Origin of the sequence: Tissierella carlieri (assembly GCF_018917285.1) — a bacterium.
In the GTDB taxonomy this organism is placed as follows: Bacteria; Bacillota; Clostridia; order Tissierellales; family Tissierellaceae; genus Tissierella; species Tissierella carlieri.
Genome location: NZ_JAHLOH010000045.1, coordinates 69,880 through 87,642, shown reverse-complemented (window position 1 = coordinate 87,642; position 17,763 = coordinate 69,880). Strand labels below are relative to the sequence as shown.

The following is a 17,763-nucleotide window of genomic DNA, read 5'->3' as shown; positions in this document are numbered from 1 at the left end:
GTGCCATGTAATGAATCGCGAATCATTCCAAGACGAAGAAGTTGCAGAAGTACTAAATAAATACTTTATTTCAATAAAAGTAGACAGAGAAGAAAGACCAGATATTGATAAGGTATATATGACATTTTCTAAAGCCATGACTGGATCTGGTGGATGGCCACTTAATATATTAGCAACACCAGAAGGAAAACCTTTTTTTGTAGGGACATATTTTCCTAAGAGAACTAGAAGCAGGATGACAGGGATAATTGATTTGCTTAATAAAATCAATAGACTATGGAAAAATGATAAAGATAAGGTATTGGAAGAATCAGAATATATCTTAGAAGAAGTAAAGAAAAGATATCTAGTAAATGAAACAGGAAATATAAAAGAGACAGTGAATAATGATGCAAAAGAGGGATTAATAAGAATATTTGATGAAAAAAATGGTGGATTTGGGTCTTATCCCAAATTCCCTATGCCACAATATCTATGGTTTCTCTTAGAACATAGTAGAAAAAATAACGATAGAGAAGCTTTGAAAATAACAGAGATTACTCTAGAAAAAATGTATAAAGGAGGCATTTTTGACCATATAGGATACGGCTTCTATAGATATTCTGTAGATGAAAAATGGTTAATACCTCATTTTGAAAAAATGCTCTATGACAATGCACTATTAGGAATTGTCTATACAAGAGCATATGAGATAACCGGAAAATCATTATATAAACAAGTGGCAGAAAAGATATATGCTTTTGTAATAAGAGATATGTCATCTATAGAAGGAGGATTTTATTCAGCGTTAGATGCAGAATCAGAAGGAGAAGAGGGAAAGTTTTATATATTTGGCTATGATGAAGTATTAAACGTTTTGGGAGAGGAGATAGGAGAATTATATTCTAAGTACTATGATATTACAGAAGAAGGAAATTTTGAAGGCTACAATAATCCTAATCTAATTTTACATGATTTGAATGAGATATCAGAGTCAGATAGATCAAATCTTGATAAAGCTAATAAGATACTCTTCGAATACAGAAATAAAAGAATTAAACCCCATAGAGATGAAAAAATACTAACTTCATGGAATGGTTTAATGATAGCTAGTCTGGCATATGCAGCTCAAATATTTAATAATGAAGGTTATTATAAAATAGCTAGAAAATCAGCAGATTTCATAATAGCAAATTCCATGGATAAAGAAGGCCATTTATTATCGACTTATATAAATGGAGAAGGCTATAATGTTGGTTTTTTAGAAGACTATTCATTCTTTATATATGGATTACTTGAGCTATTTGAAGCAACAAATGATAATAAATATTTAGACCTAGGGATAAGATTAACTGAGGATATGATAAAACTCTTCGAAGATACGAAAGATGGAGGATTATTTTTCTATAGCAATATATCAGAACAGTTAATAATGCGACCAAAGGATGTTTATGATGGTGCTATACCATCTGGTAATTCCTTGGCTATAATGAGTTTATTTAAACTATACGATTTAACTAAAGAAGAAAAATATAAAAAGATTGCCAATAAAATATTCTATGCCTTTGGAGACGATATAAACAATAATCCACTTTCACACCTATATTCAGTAATTGCAATAGAATAAAGATAGAAATCAAGGGAGATAAGAAGTCTGCAAAAAATTCTTATCTCCAAATTTCATATAATTCCTAATGAGTTTAAAAATACAATTAGCAGAAGTAGTGGTGAAATATATTTTAAAACAAAGTAATAGATAGTAATAGTTTTTGAGTTGTTTAATTTATGATTATTTGATAACTCATCTAATACACTGTCTTTATTAACAAAATAACCAACAAAAATTGCTATTAAGAGTCCTCCAACTGGTAGAATAATATTAGATGATATATAGTCAAATAAATCAAAAAAGTTCTTTCCAAAGATCGTTACATGCCCCAAAATACTACTAGGATGTACAGTTAGGGCACCTACTATAAACGTAGATAATGATACAATAATAACTGAATATTTCCTTTTAATATTCCATTTCTCTGTAATAAAGGCAATAGGAACTTCTGCCATTGATAAAGAAGCAGTAGTAGCTGCAATGGATGCCAGAATAAAAAAAGCAATAATTAGTATATTTCCAAAAGGGATATGTGAAAACACTAAAGGTATAGTATTAAATAATAGACTAGGTCCTGAATTTGGTTTCATTCCAAAAGTGAATACTACTGGAAATATTGCAACTCCAGCTAACAGAGAGACAAATGTATCTGATAATGCAACTTTAGCAGATGTATGAATTAAATTATTATCTTCTGTAAAATAACTTCCATAAGTTATCATGGTTCCCATCCCAAGAGAGAGCTTAAAGAATGCCAAACCTAGTGCAGAAAGAATAACGGATGGATTTATTTTTGAAAAGTCTATTTTAAATAGAAAGTTAAAACCTGCTTTAGCTCCTGGTAATGTTAGGGCTCTTATACAAGAGATTATTAGGAGAATAAATAACACAGGCATAAGAGTCTTTGTTATTCTTTCAATTCCATTTTTGACTCCACCAATTAATATTAGTGCAACAACTAAAATAGAAATTCCTTGCCATATAATAGGAGAATATAGACTTTCAGTAGTAGTTAAGAATTGATTCTCTACTATACTTGTTGCTTGCTCAAAAGAAAAATTAGAAAGATTTGAAAAAGCACCATTTATAGCTTTAAATACATATGAATATACCCATCCAGCAACCGCACTATAATAGAACATAATCAAAAATGCAGCAGCTACTCCAAAATAGCCAATGATTTTCCATTTTGGGTTTGCCTTAAGTTTAGTGAAGGCAGAGACTGCATTACTTCTAGATTTTCGTCCTATATAAAATTCAGATACCATTATTGGCATACCAACTAATAATATGGATAAAAAATAAATTAATACAAAGGCTCCGCCACCGTTTTCCCCTACAAGGTAAGGAAATTTCCAAATATTACCTAATCCTACTGCTGAGCCAAGTGTTGCAAAAAATACTGCTAATCCGGATGAAAATGTTTCTCGTTTTTTATTTGTGGAGACTGATTCGTTATTTGGTTTTTTCATCTTTAGTTCCTCCTGTATGAGTTTTGCCAATAGTACATTTGATATAAGGAATATTGTAATATTAATCTTAACTTACGTCAATAATTAAATTTTACCTAATTACTTAGATAAAGCATCATTTAAATAAAGTTGTGGTAAAATTTAATGGATTTAAATCTTATAATCAATAATACTTGACACCATAAGTTCACTAGCCTATTATATATAATAAAGTGATAAAGAAAGAAAGAAGGGGAACAAATGATAAATAAAATACCTACTAGAGAGGAAGCTTTAGAATTATTTAAAAAATATAATAAATCGGATAGTCTGCTTCGTCATGCTTTAGCAGTTGAAGGAACAATGAAGCATTTTGCTGAAATTTTCAATGAGCCAGATGTAGAGAAATGGACCATAGTAGGCCTTATTCATGACTTAGACTATGAAATGTATCCAGAAGAACATTGTATAAAGGTGCAAGAAATTCTCAAGGAAGAAGGATATCCAGAGGATTATATAAGAGCAGTAGCAAGCCATGGATTTGGAATATGCTGTGATATACAACCTGTTGAAAAAATGGAAAAGGTATTATATGCTATTGATGAACTTACTGGACTTATTACAGCAGTAGCACTTCTTCGTCCTAGTAGATCTGTATTAGATTTAGAGCCAAAGTCTGTAAAGAAAAAATGGAAAGATAAAGCCTTTGCGTCAGGAGTAGATAGATCTGTCATTGAAAAAGGTATAGAGATGCTAGGGATGGAAAGAGATGATGTAATTAGAGAAACTATCCTCGCTATGAGAAAAGTGGCGGAAGAAATAGGCTTAAAAGGAGAACTATAAATTTAAAAACCCAGTATTTACTGGGTTTTATTATGCTATAATTAGGGTAACAAATAGTATAAAGAAATATATAATAAGGAGACAGTATATGATAAGAGATTTAAAGGATAAGAAAACTAATATACACCCAGAAGCATTTATTGCTGAGACAGCAGATGTTTTAGGAGATGTAACTATAGGCGAAGGAAGTAGTATGTGGTATGGAGCAGTGGCACGTGGGGATATGAGCTATATAACCATTGGGAAATTCACCAATATACAAGATAATGCTACAGTACATGTGGATACCAATACTCCTTGTGAAATCGGAGATTATACCACTATAGGACATAATGCAGTAGTTCATGGCTGTAAGGTAGGCAATAATTGTTTAATTGGAATGGGATCAATAATTCTTAATGGGGCTGTCATTGGCGATAATTGTATAATAGCGGCCGGAGCATTGATTACGGAGGGAGCAGTTATACCATCTAATTCTTTAGTAATGGGTTCACCAGGAAAGGTTAGAAGGGAAGTAAGTAAAGAAGAAATAGAGACAGTAAAATATAATGCAACTAGATACGAAGAATTATGGAGAAATGAACATTTATAATAATATATTTATATTAAAGGATATATTGACTAAGAAATTTCTTGGTCAATATATCCTTTTTAATTTATTCAATTGATAATTTGTGACTGAGTTAGACCTTTTATCCTTTTTCTCGGTTCTATGATTTGTGAAATATGAATAACATATATCACAATAATTTTTTCTTAATCATTCTAATAAAATCAAGGGGGGATAATATGTTAACCAATCCAGTACTATTATCAGTATTAGTTATGACTATCTTATGTTTATTAAAGCTGAATGTATTAATCGCACTTATTCTAGCTGCTTTAACAGGCGGTGTATTATCAGGTATGTCATTAGGAGATACTATAGCTACTCTAATTGGTGGTATGGGTGGTAATGCGGAAACTGCATTATCTTATATATTACTTGGAGCCTTAGCAGTAGCCATTGGTAAGACAGGAGTTGCAGATATATTAGCTAGAAAAATAGGAAAAATGGTTGAAGGGAGAAGATCGATATTTGTACTGTTAATAGCCGGTGTAGCTTGTTTCTCACAAAATCTAATTCCAGTCCATATAGCTTTTATTCCAATACTAATACCACCATTAATTTCTGTTATGAATAAATTGAAAATTGATAGAAGGGCTGTAGCATCAGCATTGACATTTGGCCTCAAGGCTCCTTATGTAATGCTTCCAGTAGGTTTTGGACTTATATTTCATAATATAATAAGAGACGCTCTAATAGATAATGGTATGAATGTGGAAACAAATATGGTTTGGAAGTCAATGTTACTTCCTGGCATAGGTATGATAATAGGATTATTTCTTGCAGTATTAATAGTCTACAGAAAGCCGAGAGAATATAAAGATATTAAATTAGCTAAACTAGATATCAAGCATGTTCAAAATAAGGGGATGTCGAAGGAGCATATAGGAGCTTTAATTGGGGCAATTGCAGCCTTTGCTATACAAATTATAACAAAGTCACTTCCACTTGGTGCTATAGCAGGTCTAGCAATAATGATGGCATTTGGTGCGTTTAAATGGAAGGAGCTTGATGAAATGCTAAACGGTGGCATTTCACTAATGGGATTTATTGCCTTTGTAATGTTAGTTGCTTCTGGATATGGTGCAGTTATTAGAGCTACTGGAGGGGTAGAATCTTTAGTAGAAGCTGCAGCAGGTATGATGGGGGGAAGCAAAGCCATAGCAGCGTTTATAATGTTATTCATTGGCCTAATAATTACCATGGGTATTGGGACTTCTTTTGGAACAGTTCCAATAATAGCTGCAATATTTGTTCCACTATGTATGACTTTAGGATTTAGTCCTGCCGCAACTATTTGCTTAGTAGGTACAGCTGGCGCATTGGGAGATGCAGGATCTCCAGCTTCTGATAGTACATTAGGACCTACGGCTGGATTAAATGTAGATGGACAGCATGACCATATTTGGGATACCTGTGTTCCTACGTTTATTCATTATAATATCTCATTATTGATATTTGGAACTATAGCAGCATTAATACTTTAATATGACTAAGGGGGCAGGTTAACTGTCTCCTTTGCAATTATGGGAGGAATGGTTATGAAGAAGATAGTTTTGGATGGAGATAGCTTAAACTTAGATGAGTTTATAAATATTGTAGGTTTAATTATAAACTTTACTTATGGTTTTGGAAATTGTCGTAACTAGTGATGGATGAGATAATATATAAAGATATTAATCTTTGTGAAGACATGATAAAAACCCATATTTAGATAGAAATAATAGAACAAAGAATAGGAATGTTAAATAACTAATTTAATTAAATAGTTATTAATAGATTTTATATGTTATAATATTATTTAAATTTTATATAAGAAAGGAATCGTTATATATGAATAGTTTTCCAACAATAGATGAGGTTCATCAGATCCTTGACGATATAGCAGAAGAATTACCAAAGGAGTTCTTCAATAAACTTAATGAGGGTATAATCCTTTTACCAGAATATAAACTTCATCCTGAGAGTAGAGATAAAGATAAATTATATGTTATGGGAGAATATATCAATAGCATAACAGGTAGAAGGATTGCAATCTACTATGGTTCTTTTGAAAAGGTTTGTTATGGACTCTCTAGAAAAGAATTATATGATAAGTTACAGGATACTCTATTACATGAATTCACTCACCATCTGGAATCCTTAGCAGGAGAAAAGGGATTGGAAATAAAGGATGCAGAAGATATGAGGAAATATAGGGGAAAGGAATAGGGTACATATTATAGAGAGATTTCATATATGAAATTTCTCTATAGGCGGAATAAGTTATGATTATATTTATAAACATATAAATTAAAGATGTCGATTAATATTGATGTTGTGGAATTAAAAAATCTTCTTAATTTATAGAAATGATAGTTGGTTAAAGGTACTTAATTAAAAACCCCTAGAATATTAACTATTCTAGGGGTAAAATATTTACTATTTTATAACGATATTTTCAGCTTGAAGACCTTTTTGTCCTTGAGCTACGTCAAATTCTACTTCTTGGCCTTCTTCTAAAGCCTTGAAACCTTCTTTTTGGATTTGTGAGAAGTGAGCAAAAACATCATTTCCGTCTTCTCCTGTAATAAATCCAAATCCTTTTTCTGCATTAAACCATTTTACTGTACCCTTCATAATGTGTACCTCCAAATTTTATTTCTTAAACTACTGTAATAAATTAATAATAAAATTTCTACACATGTATGCAAACTGCGAGTACCTATGGAAATATATATTATGTTACTTTTTACATTTAATTTAAGTTCCTATTAAGCATAGCATAACTGTTAACTAATAGCAAGGTATATTTAATAAATAAATATTACATCATCTATTGCTACTACAAAGGCATCTACAATACTATCAAAGTATATTGAAGTAGCTGAGATTTCCAAATGTAAAAGAAAGGCCCCATTAGGCATCTTTTCTACTTCATAGCTTTTTTAGCAAATTCAGTAGTTACTATTTTGTTATAATCAGCTCTTTTATCTAGTTCTCCTGCTAATTCCATTATGTCCATCATATGATTTAATCCATCTTCTGTAATGATTAAATCTGGTTTCCAAGAATCTTGATCTCTATACCTTTCTATTAAAGTTTTTAGAATTTCTTTATCAGTATCTGGGAATTGTGGCATTACGGCATTTGCAATTTCTTCACTACTATGTTCTTGAACCCAAACCATGCCCTTATATAGAGCATTTGTAAATTTTTGAATTATTTCTGGATTCTTTTCGATGTATTCTTTGGTTGCTGAGTAGCAGGTATATGGAATATATCCTCCTTCTTTACCTATAGAAGCTACTACATATCCTCTACCTTCTTTTTCTAATGTAGCTGCTACAGGTTCAAATAATGTTACATAGTCACCTTCTCCACCAACAAAAGCTCCCGCCATTACATCAAATTGTATGTCTGTCCTAATTTCAACATCTTTATCTAGTTCTAGACCATGGCTTTTTATTACATATTCCAAAGTCATTTCAGGCATGCCACCTTTTCTGCCGCCGATTACAGTTTTGCCTTTTAATTTATCAAATGTAAAATTATCATCTTTTTCTCTGCCTACTAAAAAAGAACCATCTCTTTGTGTCAATTGTGCAAAGTTAATTACATAATTATCTCTTCCTTGATTGTACACATATACAGATGCTTCAGGTCCCATAAATCCTATTTCTGCCTCATTACTTAACAATGCAGCCATAACTTTATCTGCACCTTTTCCGTTTATTAATTCGATCTTTAGCCCTTCTTCTTCAAAGAAGCCTTGAGTTATAGCTACATATTGTGGTGTATAGAATAGAGAGTGAGTTACCTCAACTAACCTAATATTTTTTAATTCGGCTTCTTTTTTACATCCAGTTAATCCTAATGAGAGTATTAGTACTAGGATTAAAATAAAGGAAATCCTTTTAAAAAGCCCTACCATCCTATCCCTCCTTACATAATATGGGTATACGAAACTATGATTTAATGTTATAATATTCTAAAATATAGTAAAGGTTACAAATTAGTTGTTAAAGGGGGAGTCGTATGAATATACCAAATATGTTAACGATTTTAAGAATATTACTTATTCCAGTTTATTTATATTTCTTTTATTCTAGTTTTCAAAAAAATATTTTATTTGCAGGACTGATATTTATTTTAGCTGGAATTTCTGATGTATTAGATGGATATATTGCAAGAAAGTATGATATGAGTACTAAACTCGGCATAGTGTTAGATCCTATTGCAGATAAATTGATGACATTTACCATTCTAATTAGTTTTACGACAAAGGGTATAATTCCAAGTTGGATATTGATTGCATTAGGAGTTAAGGAAATAATGATGATTTTGGGTGGAGCTATATTATATTTATTTAAAGGAAAACAGGTGATGCCTTCCAATAAATACGGTAAAATTGCAACCTTGTCCTTTTATGCAGCTACATTATCTATAGTGTTTAAATTTCCTGAATTAATTTCTACAGTTTTATTTTCTTTAACTGTAGCTTTAAATATTATTGCTTTTATCAATTATTTGATTATTTTTATGAAAGTGGAGCACAATACAGGTAATGATATAGTTGACAAATAAAAAATATGTATATATAATTAAATCAATAATTTTAGATTTGCTTTGATAAAGAGGAGTAGGTAAATACCCTATACAGAGAAAGGATTCTAGGCTGAGAGATCTTAAGTTAAGTATTTACTGAAGGTAGCTTTTGAGCATTCAAGCTGAAACTAAGTAAGCTTGAAGGGTTAAACCCTTATATTTATTTAAGAGCCATGGATATTTCCATGGAATTAAGGTGGTACCGCGAATTACCCTTCGTCCTTACAATTGTAAAGATGAAGGGTTTATTTATTGTCATTCTGAAATACTTCAAATTGTTTTTTAGGAAGCATTTTAGTGGTAGAACCCTATGTTTTAAGAGTTTTAATTGTGAATTGTGAATTGTGCATTGTAAATTGTGAATTGAATGAAGGAGGAGATAAAAATGTTAGAAAATTTACCAAAAACGTATAATCCTAAAGACTTTGAAGATAGACTTTATAAGTATTGGAATGATAATAATCATTTTGTAGCTCATGTTGATAAAACTAAGAAGCCATATACCATAATGATGCCGCCGCCAAATGTAACAGGTAGCCTTCATATGGGTCATGCACTAAATAATACTATTCAAGATGTTTTAACTAGATGGAAGAGAATGGAAGGATATTCTGCACTTTGGCTGCCTGGTACAGACCATGCTAGTATATCAACTGAAGCGAAGGTAGTAGAAAAAATTAAGAAGGAAGGAAAATCTAAGGAAGAATTAGGACGTGAAGGATTCTTAGAAGAGGCTTGGGATTGGACCCATAAATATGGAAGTACAATCAAAAATCAGCTAAAGAAGTTAGGAGTTTCCTGTGATTGGACTAGGGATAGATTTACTTTAGATGAAGGTCTTAGCAAAGCGGTAGAAGAAGTATTTATTAGATTATACGAGAAGGGTCTAATATATAGAGGAGATAGAATAATCAACTGGTGTCCTAACTGTAAGACAGCAATATCAGATGCAGAGGTGGAGCATGAAGATTCACAGGGACATATATGGCATATTAGATATCCTATTAAGGACAGTAATGAATATATAGTTATAGCAACTACTAGACCAGAGACTATGTTAGGAGACTTGGCTATTGCTGTTAATCCAGAGGATGAAAGGTATAAGGATGTAATAGGAAAGACTGCTATTCTACCCCTAATGAATAGAGAGATACCAATAATTGCCGATGACTACGTAGAAATGGAATTTGGTACAGGAGCAGTTAAAATTACTCCATCTCATGATCCTAACGACTTTGAAGTAGGAGAGAGACATGGACTTGGTCAGTATATAATAATGAATGAAGATGGAACTATTAGTCCTAATGGTGGAATATACGAAGGATTAGAAAGGTATGAAGCTAGAAAGAAAATAGTTGCTGATTTAGAATCGCAAGGATATTTAGTAGAGACTAAGGAGCATCAAAATGCAGTAGGACATTGTGAAAGATGTACTACAATAGTAGAACCCCTTATTTCTAAACAATGGTTTGTAAAAATGGAGCCATTGGCTAAACCGGCTTTAGAAGCATATAAGAATGGAGAAGTAAACTTTATACCTGAAAGATTTGGAAAGATTTATACTAATTGGCTAGAAGGCATTAGAGATTGGTGTATTTCCAGACAGTTATGGTGGGGGCATAGACTACCAGTATACTATTGTGATGAGTGTGGAGAAATTATAGTATCTAGAACTAAACCAGAGAAATGTACTAAATGTAACAGTGCTCACTTGCATCAAGATACAGATACTTTAGATACTTGGTTTTCATCAGCTTTGTGGCCTTTCTCAACTCTTGGATGGCCTGAGAAGACAGAGGACTTAGAATATTTCTTCCCTACAGATGTACTAATTACAGGATATGATATTATATTCTTCTGGGTAGTTAGAATGGTGTTCTCAAGTATTGAGCAGATGGGAGAAGTTCCATTTAAAGATGTATTCTTGACGGGACTAGTTCGTGATTCTCAAGGAAGGAAGATGAGTAAATCTCTAGGTAATGGTATAGATCCATTGGAGATAATCGATGAATATGGTGCAGATGCTCTAAGATTCACCTTAGTTACAGGAAATTCTCCAGGAAATGATATGAGATTCTACACCGAGAGAGTAGAAGCTAATAGAAACTTTGCTAATAAGCTGTGGAATGCTACTAGATTTGTCCTTATGAATCTTGAAGAAGATGTAGCTAAGGAAGAATTAAGCTTAGATAGTTTAGAGGAAGAAGATAAATGGATATTGTCTAGATTAAATTCTGTAATTAAAGAAGCCACAGAAAATCTAGATAAATATGAAATAGGTATGGCTGCACAGAAAATATATGATTTTATTTGGGATGAATACTGTGACTGGTATATTGAAATGGTTAAATCAAGATTATATGGAGAAAATAAATCTAGTAAACAAACAGCTGAGCAGGTTCTATTATTTGTTTTAAAAGATATATTGAAGCTACTTCATCCATTTATGCCATTCATTACTGAAGAGATTTGGCAGCACTTACCAGGTAATGATAAACCATTGATTTTAAGCTCTTGGCCAGTATATAAGGACGAGCTAAATTTCCCTGAATCAGAAGAGGCTATTGAGTTTATTAAGTCAGGAATAAAGGGTATAAGAAATGCTAGAGCCGAAATGAATATAGTACCCTCTAAAAAATCTACACAAATATTTGTAACAAAAGATGAAAAGATAAAGAATATTATTAATTATGGTCAAAGATATTTCTTAAATCTTGCATCCGCTGAAGAAATAGAAATAAGAGGTACGAAAGATGGCATAGGTGAAGATAATATTTCAGTAGTATTGGATAGATGTGAGGTGTTTTTACCTTTAAAAGATTTAATTGATTTTGAGAAGGAAATAGAAAGATTAGAAAAGGAAAAAGAAAAACTTGAAGGTGAGATAAAGAGAGTAGTAGGGAAATTATCTAATGAGGGCTTTGTAAAGAAAGCTCCTGAAAAAGTAGTAGCTGAAGAAAAAGAAAAACAAAAGAAATATGAAGAAATGCTTGAAAAGGTAATGGAGCGACTTGAAAGTATAAAAACTAATAGATAAAGTGGGGGGTAAAATGAAGTATCAAGAGGCTTTAGAATATATTAACGACAAGAATAAATATGGATCAAGACTTGGACTAGATTCAATAGGTAAGCTTTTGAGTCTCTTAGGAAATCCTCAAGAAGGATTAAAATATATTCATGTGGGTGGAACAAATGGAAAAGGTTCCACCTCCTCCTATCTAGCTCATGCACTAGAAGCTGGAGGATATAATGTAGGTTTATTTACTTCACCTTATATAGAACGATTTAATGAACGGATTCAAATAAATGGACAAGACATACCAGATAAAACCCTTGGAAGGATAACCGGCCTTATTAAAGAAAAGGCTGATATAATGGTAGAAGAAGGCTTTGAGCACCCTACTACTTTTGAGATAGTTACTGCCATAGGCTTTATGTACTTTAAAGAGGAAAATGCAGACTATATAGTGTTAGAAGTAGGATTAGGTGGTAGATATGATTCTACTAATATCATTTCTTCACCATTAGCATCAGTTATCACAACTATAGATTATGACCATATAGATGTTTTAGGTGATACTTTAGATAAGATTGCTTATCAGAAAGCTGGTATAATAAAGAAAAATAGTATAGTAGTTTCCTATCCACAGGAAGAAGAGGCTTTGAAGGTTATAAAAGAAGTATCAGATGAGATGAAAGCAGAGCTTCATCTATGTCCAATGGAGAATATTAAAGTAAAAGAGATTTCTGATGCTGGAGCTTGTTTTGATTTTCATTATGGAGAGGTGAATATGAAAGATATTAATATCTCCATGTTAGGTGAATATCAGATATACAATGCTACTTTAGCCTTGACAACTTTATTGATTTTAAAGGAGAAAGGATTCGTAGATATTTCTGAAGAACAGATAAGGGAAGGCTTAGTAAAGACCAAATGGCCTGGTAGACTTGAAGTTATGAAGAAAAACCCTATATTTTTAATTGATGGAGCTCATAATGTACAAGGTATTGCTCAATTAAAGAAAGCTATTAGTCTATTTAAGTATAATAAGTTGATTTTAGGTGTAGGAATATTAAAGGATAAGGATTCTTCCCATATGGTTGAATTATTAGCTCCTATTGCAGATAAAATTGTAGTTACAGAAGTTAATATGCCTAGGAAACTAGATGCAGAGGATTTGGCAAAAGAGATAGCTAAATATAATGAAAATGTTTTTATAGAAAAGGATATAAAAAAGGCTATAGAAAAAACTTTAGAATTATCAGAGAAAGACGATATGATAGTATTTGGCGGTTCTTTATATTTAATTGGAGAAGTAAGAACTTTAATAAAACTACTGTAGCTTAGGCTCAGTAGTTTTTTAGATTTCACCAATATATCACTTACTGCATAAATTACTTATATACAGGGGGTGATGTGTTGACTTTCCATAAAATATTAGTAGCTAATACTGGTGAAGACAGCTTAACATTGAAAGACGGCTATAATTTTAAAACTATTTTTCTATCTAAACTTATAGAGGAAAAAGAAGATAATTCAACTCAAGAAAATAATCAGCTGGGACCATATGACATAGATATAGGAGAAGAAGGATATATATATATCGCAAACTCTTACGATAACTCTATTATGAAATTAGATATAGAAAACATAAAATTATTAGAATTTATTAAAGTAGGAAGAAATCCTACCTGTATAAAGAGATTTAAAGGTAAAATTTATGTTGCTAATAGCGATTCTAATTCCATATCGATTATTGATGAAAATACATTTTCCTTAATAGAAGATATATCTGTAGGGGAGAGACCTACAGATATTCAAATAGATGAAGATAGTCTAAAAGTCTTTATTGCAAATGGAAACTGCTATACAATAAATGTTTTAGACTTAAATAATGAAAAGATTTCATCAATAACATTAAGTAAACAGCCAGTAAAAATGGCCATAGAAGATAAAAGATTATTTGTTTTATCTTATATTAATAATGGAGTTACTAATTACAGCAATTTATCAGAACTAGAAATAGAAGACTATAAGACCATGATGAGTATAGATCTAAAAGGAATTTTTGCTAATTTCGTTAAAATAAAAGGAAAGGAAGTGTTTTACCTCTCTAATGTAGAAGATGGATATATTTATAGAGTATTTATCGATAATGAAGTAAACATTTCTAAAATTTACTTAGGTGGGATGCCAAACAATATTAAATGGGACGGAAAAACAAAGCTCTATATATCAAATATATTAAATGATGATTTAACTATAATAGATGAGTCAAACAATCAAATAATAGAGAATATTAGAGTAGGAAAAGAACCTAACGGGATTCTCCTACTCTAATGGAGTTGTTTTTTCATTTGTAAGTATGTTAATTATATTTTGATATATAAATTCTGGATTTTCTTTCCATCTATTGCAAATTAAATCAACCTGTTTTTTTGTTGCCACATCTAAGTATAAACTAAATAGGGTATCTTCATTTTCCATTAATTTTAAGTTTACTACGTATTGATTATTTTCTTTTTCAAAGTAATCAGCAACCACTTGAGTTTCAATTTTATTTTTCTTTTCAATTCTATTAAATTCTTTGTTCAATTCTTCTTTTATTTTATTTGGAATTCTATCTTCAAAATATGATAAAGCTATTTCACCTTTTTCTAAGATAGAATATACCTCCTTGGAATTTTTGTTTATTATTTCTATAAAATTAGACTCAACTAATTCACTTAAGTATTGTTGAACTAGGAAAAAATTCATATAATTTTTTTCTAAGACAAATTCAGTTATTTCAGTATTAGTGAAGACAGTAGCAGCTGATTTTATTAAATATAGTAAAAGTAATTTGTTTTGTGCTAACTCTTCAGTGTTTTCAATAAACATTATTTAACACCTCTTTTCATGTATTACATCCTTAATATTATATCATAATAAATAAGTATGGTAAATATTCACATAAACTTAGTGTTTTCAATAGTTAATCAAAATCAGTGAGAAATATTATTTAGGAATAAAATTTATAATTGATTTAATCTTCTAAATTCATCTCTAGCTTTATTTTGTAATAATTTTATTTTATTCATAAGATTTTCTTTTATGATATTGTAAAGAGAAATATTATGATTAAATAATATTTTTATTCTTTTTAAATAAGTATTGAATAAAAATCTAAAGTGAATTTGACTAGACGAATACTATGTTAATTACGGATATGATACGAATAAGATACAAATGTGATACCTTTTGATTTAAAATAGGTGATATTATGATATTGTGATAATATGTTTTAAATTCAAGAAATCTATTACAATTAAATTAATATTAGGAATTCACTAAGAGAATGATACGAATATGATACCTTTTGAGTGAAAATAGATGATACTATAATATCATGAAGTTATGTATCAAGTTTAAAAAATGCAATACAACTAAATATAGAATAGATTTATATCTAGCTCAGATAAATTTAAGTCAATGGAATGTCCCGTTGACTTATTTTATTACATTTAGATAGATATTATCATAAAAAGGAGGTGAAAAGATGAATGATAAATTAGATAGTCATAGAATAATTTTATTTGGACTGTTTTCTAGAGATCCCCCAAAGGATAATGAGAGGTGATTAATTTATATTTGAAAAATAGTTTTTCTACGATATAAAGAATATCTTTATAATGATAGAGCTTAGGTTCAGACACTTGAGGAGTTGAGTTTATGAAATTAACAGATATAAAAAGAGCTATTGACTCTATTCTAAAGGATAGTTTTTCAACAATTGAAATATATTCTACTAACACTAAAGAAGGTCTTAATAGACCTTATTTTTTTGTTGAAATTTCATCTATTATTAGAGAGAGACTTAACAGAGCCCACTATCATAGAAAAGTAACAGTGCTAATTCGATATTTTCCAAATAATGAAGAAGAATTAGAGAACCTAGAAATCCAAGAGCAATTGGAAGAATTATTTGGACAAGCTCTAAGGATAAAAGATAGGGTGATTACCTTAGATAGTGTAGAAGGACAAATAGTTGACGGTACTTTACAGTTTAAATTTGATATAAGTTATATTGATAGCTTAGAGGTGGATAAAATTTATGGATATGAAGATGCAGAATTAATGCAAAATCTTATATTAGAGGAGGAATGATTTATGGGTTTACCAGAGGTAATTATTGAATTTAGAACGAGAGGCACAAGTGCTATACAAAGAAGTTCTAAGGGTGTTGTAGCAATGATTTTAAAGGACGCTACAGGAAATTTTGATACTAAAATATATAAGTCTATAGAAGAAGTAGAGTCTGCTGATTGGACTTCTAAAAATAAAGACTATATAGATAAGGTATTTATGGGTACTCCAACAAAAATTATTATAGAGAGAGTTGGACTGGAGTCTACTGATTATAATTCAGCATTAGCAAGGCTAAAGAATAAAAAATGGAATTATTTAACCATTCCAGAGATAGACAATGCAGATGTACAAAATATTTCAACTTGGATTAAAACACAAAGAAATGTAAATAAAAAAACATTTAAAGCTGTATTAGCTAATAGTGTGGCTGATGATGAAGGGATTATAAACTTTACAACAAATGATATTGAAGTAAGTGGAACTAATTATACAACTTCTCAATATTCAGCAAGATTAGCAGGGATATTTGCAGGTATGTCATTGGATAGGAGTTCAACTTATTATGCTCTAAATGAAGTGACTAGTATTAAAGAACATGAAGATCCTGATGCCGATATTGATGCAGGACAGCTAATTTTAATTAATGATGGTGAAAAAATTAAGATAGGAAGAGGAGTAAACTCATTAACTACAACTACTGCAACCAAGGGTGAAGAGTTTAAGAAAATAAAAATAGTTGATGCAATAGATTTAATGAGAGATGACATTAGAGATACATTTGAAAAACATTATGTAGGTAAGGTTAATAATATTTACGACAATAAAATATTATTTTTAGCTGCTGTTAATGCTTATTTCAAGGAATTAGAAAGGGATAATATATTAGACCCTACCTATGGAAATATTGCAGAAATTAATATAGATGCTCAAAGAAATTACTTGCTAGGTAAGGGATATACAACAGTAGATGGCAGAAGTGTTGAAGATATGACTGAGCAGGAGATTAAAGAAGCTAATACTGGAAGTAAGGTATTTGCAAAAGCTAGTATTAAATTTGTAGATACTATGGAAGATTTAGAATTTTATATTTATATGTAAAGGAGAGATTTAGATGGCTAATAAAGTACCTGGATATAGACAAATAGCAGGAAGTTGGGGACAAATTTGGTGGGATGGAGAATTAGTGTTTGAAGTGGAATCATTTGAGGCAAAAATTACTGCTGAAAGAGAAGATGTATATCAAGCTGGTAGTTTAGATACAGATTCTAAAATGACTGGATTAAAAGGAGAAGGATCTTTTAAGGTAAAGCATGTATTCTCTAGAGGAGTTCTTAAATTGCTAAAGGCTTGGAAGGAAGGACGAGATGTAAGGAGTCAGCTGATAGGAAAATTAGCAGATCCTGATGCTTACGGTTCTGAAAGATGTGTAATTAACAATGTATGGTTTAATGAATTAACTCTAATGCAATTTGAAATGAAACAAAAATTAGAAAGGGAATTTCCTTTTGGATTCACTCCTTCAGATGTGGATTTTCCTGATAGAATAGAGGTGAAATAA

Annotated in this window: 16 protein-coding genes and 1 other annotated feature; of the genes, 12 read left to right on the top strand and 4 right to left on the bottom strand. The window is 30.8% G+C overall.

Going from position 1 to position 17,763, the window contains the following annotated elements; all coding sequences use genetic code 11:
- The first annotated feature begins 10 nt into the window (after positions 1 to 10).
- Positions 11 to 1,606, top strand: a complete 1,596-nt coding sequence (locus KQI38_RS15745) for a thioredoxin domain-containing protein (protein WP_216561162.1) — start codon at positions 11 to 13, stop codon at positions 1,604 to 1,606.
- A gap of 53 nt (positions 1,607 to 1,659) precedes the next feature.
- Here KQI38_RS15745 and KQI38_RS15740 read toward each other — a convergent pair whose 3' ends face one another.
- Positions 1,660 to 3,060: a sodium-dependent transporter gene (locus KQI38_RS15740; RefSeq protein WP_216561083.1), complete on the bottom strand. Its 1,401-nt coding sequence runs from the start codon at positions 3,058 to 3,060 to the stop codon at positions 1,660 to 1,662.
- Positions 3,061 to 3,300: 240 nt separating this feature from the next.
- Here KQI38_RS15740 and KQI38_RS15735 point away from each other — a divergent pair, with 240 nt between their 5' ends.
- The 4 genes from KQI38_RS15735 (at position 3,301) to KQI38_RS15720 (ending at position 6,700) form a co-directional block, all read left to right on the top strand.
- Positions 3,301 to 3,882: an HD domain-containing protein gene (locus KQI38_RS15735; protein WP_216561081.1), complete on the top strand. Its 582-nt coding sequence runs from the start codon at positions 3,301 to 3,303 to the stop codon at positions 3,880 to 3,882.
- Between the two features lie 88 nt (positions 3,883 to 3,970).
- The gene (locus KQI38_RS15730; protein ID WP_216561079.1) at positions 3,971 to 4,474 is read left to right on the top strand and encodes a gamma carbonic anhydrase family protein; all 504 of its coding nucleotides are present in this window, start codon (positions 3,971 to 3,973) and stop codon (positions 4,472 to 4,474) included.
- A gap of 197 nt (positions 4,475 to 4,671) precedes the next feature.
- Positions 4,672 to 5,976 (top strand): Na+/H+ antiporter family protein, encoded by a 1,305-nt coding sequence (locus KQI38_RS15725; protein WP_216561077.1) that lies wholly within the window; start codon positions 4,672 to 4,674, stop codon positions 5,974 to 5,976.
- 346 nt (positions 5,977 to 6,322) lie between these two features.
- Positions 6,323 to 6,700: a metallopeptidase family protein gene (locus KQI38_RS15720; RefSeq protein ID WP_216561075.1), complete on the top strand. Its 378-nt coding sequence runs from the start codon at positions 6,323 to 6,325 to the stop codon at positions 6,698 to 6,700.
- Between the two features lie 210 nt (positions 6,701 to 6,910).
- On the opposite strand, the gene KQI38_RS15715 is transcribed toward KQI38_RS15720, so the two are convergent.
- On the bottom strand, positions 6,911 to 7,108 hold the full coding sequence (locus tag KQI38_RS15715; protein WP_158220161.1) for a cold-shock protein: 198 nt from the start codon (positions 7,106 to 7,108) through the stop codon (positions 6,911 to 6,913).
- Positions 7,109 to 7,400: 292 nt separating this feature from the next.
- The gene (locus KQI38_RS15710; RefSeq protein WP_216561073.1) at positions 7,401 to 8,402 is read right to left on the bottom strand and encodes an ABC transporter substrate-binding protein; all 1,002 of its coding nucleotides are present in this window, start codon (positions 8,400 to 8,402) and stop codon (positions 7,401 to 7,403) included.
- Between the two features lie 104 nt (positions 8,403 to 8,506).
- On the opposite strand from KQI38_RS15710, the gene pgsA reads away from it, so the two are divergent.
- From pgsA to KQI38_RS15690, 4 genes are all read left to right on the top strand, one after another.
- Positions 8,507 to 9,055 carry a CDP-diacylglycerol--glycerol-3-phosphate 3-phosphatidyltransferase gene (pgsA, locus tag KQI38_RS15705; RefSeq protein WP_216561071.1) on the top strand — a complete coding sequence of 183 codons (549 nt, stop codon included), beginning with the start codon at positions 8,507 to 8,509 and terminating at the stop codon, positions 9,053 to 9,055.
- A gap of 33 nt (positions 9,056 to 9,088) precedes the next feature.
- Positions 9,089 to 9,303 (top strand) — a binding site (T-box leader).
- 158 nt (positions 9,304 to 9,461) lie between these two features.
- Positions 9,462 to 12,113: a valine--tRNA ligase gene (locus KQI38_RS15700; protein WP_216561069.1), complete on the top strand. Its 2,652-nt coding sequence runs from the start codon at positions 9,462 to 9,464 to the stop codon at positions 12,111 to 12,113.
- A 13-nt stretch (positions 12,114 to 12,126) separates the two neighbouring features.
- Positions 12,127 to 13,419, top strand: a complete 1,293-nt coding sequence (locus KQI38_RS15695; protein WP_216561066.1) for a bifunctional folylpolyglutamate synthase/dihydrofolate synthase — start codon at positions 12,127 to 12,129, stop codon at positions 13,417 to 13,419.
- A gap of 77 nt (positions 13,420 to 13,496) precedes the next feature.
- Positions 13,497 to 14,417, top strand: a complete 921-nt coding sequence (locus KQI38_RS15690; protein WP_216561064.1) for a YncE family protein — start codon at positions 13,497 to 13,499, stop codon at positions 14,415 to 14,417.
- On the opposite strand, the gene KQI38_RS15685 is transcribed toward KQI38_RS15690, so the two are convergent.
- A complete protein-coding gene (locus tag KQI38_RS15685) occupies positions 14,409 to 14,957 on the bottom strand; it encodes a DUF4364 family protein (RefSeq protein ID WP_216561062.1) in 549 nt (182 codons plus the stop codon). The genes KQI38_RS15690 and KQI38_RS15685 overlap by 9 nt on opposite strands.
- Positions 14,958 to 15,788: 831 nt before the next feature.
- Between KQI38_RS15685 and KQI38_RS15680 the strand changes: the two genes are divergently transcribed.
- From KQI38_RS15680 to KQI38_RS15670, 3 genes are read left to right on the top strand one after another with little or no spacing between them, the layout of a single operon-like run.
- Positions 15,789 to 16,223 (top strand): phage tail terminator family protein, encoded by a 435-nt coding sequence (locus KQI38_RS15680; RefSeq protein ID WP_216561060.1) that lies wholly within the window; start codon positions 15,789 to 15,791, stop codon positions 16,221 to 16,223.
- A 3-nt stretch (positions 16,224 to 16,226) separates the two neighbouring features.
- Entirely contained in the window at positions 16,227 to 17,303 is a 1,077-nt protein-coding gene (locus KQI38_RS15675; RefSeq protein ID WP_216561058.1) for a phage tail sheath C-terminal domain-containing protein, read from the top strand.
- 13 nt (positions 17,304 to 17,316) lie between these two features.
- Complete coding sequence (locus KQI38_RS15670) at positions 17,317 to 17,763, top strand: phage tail tube protein (RefSeq protein ID WP_094903326.1); 447 nt, start codon at positions 17,317 to 17,319, stop codon at positions 17,761 to 17,763.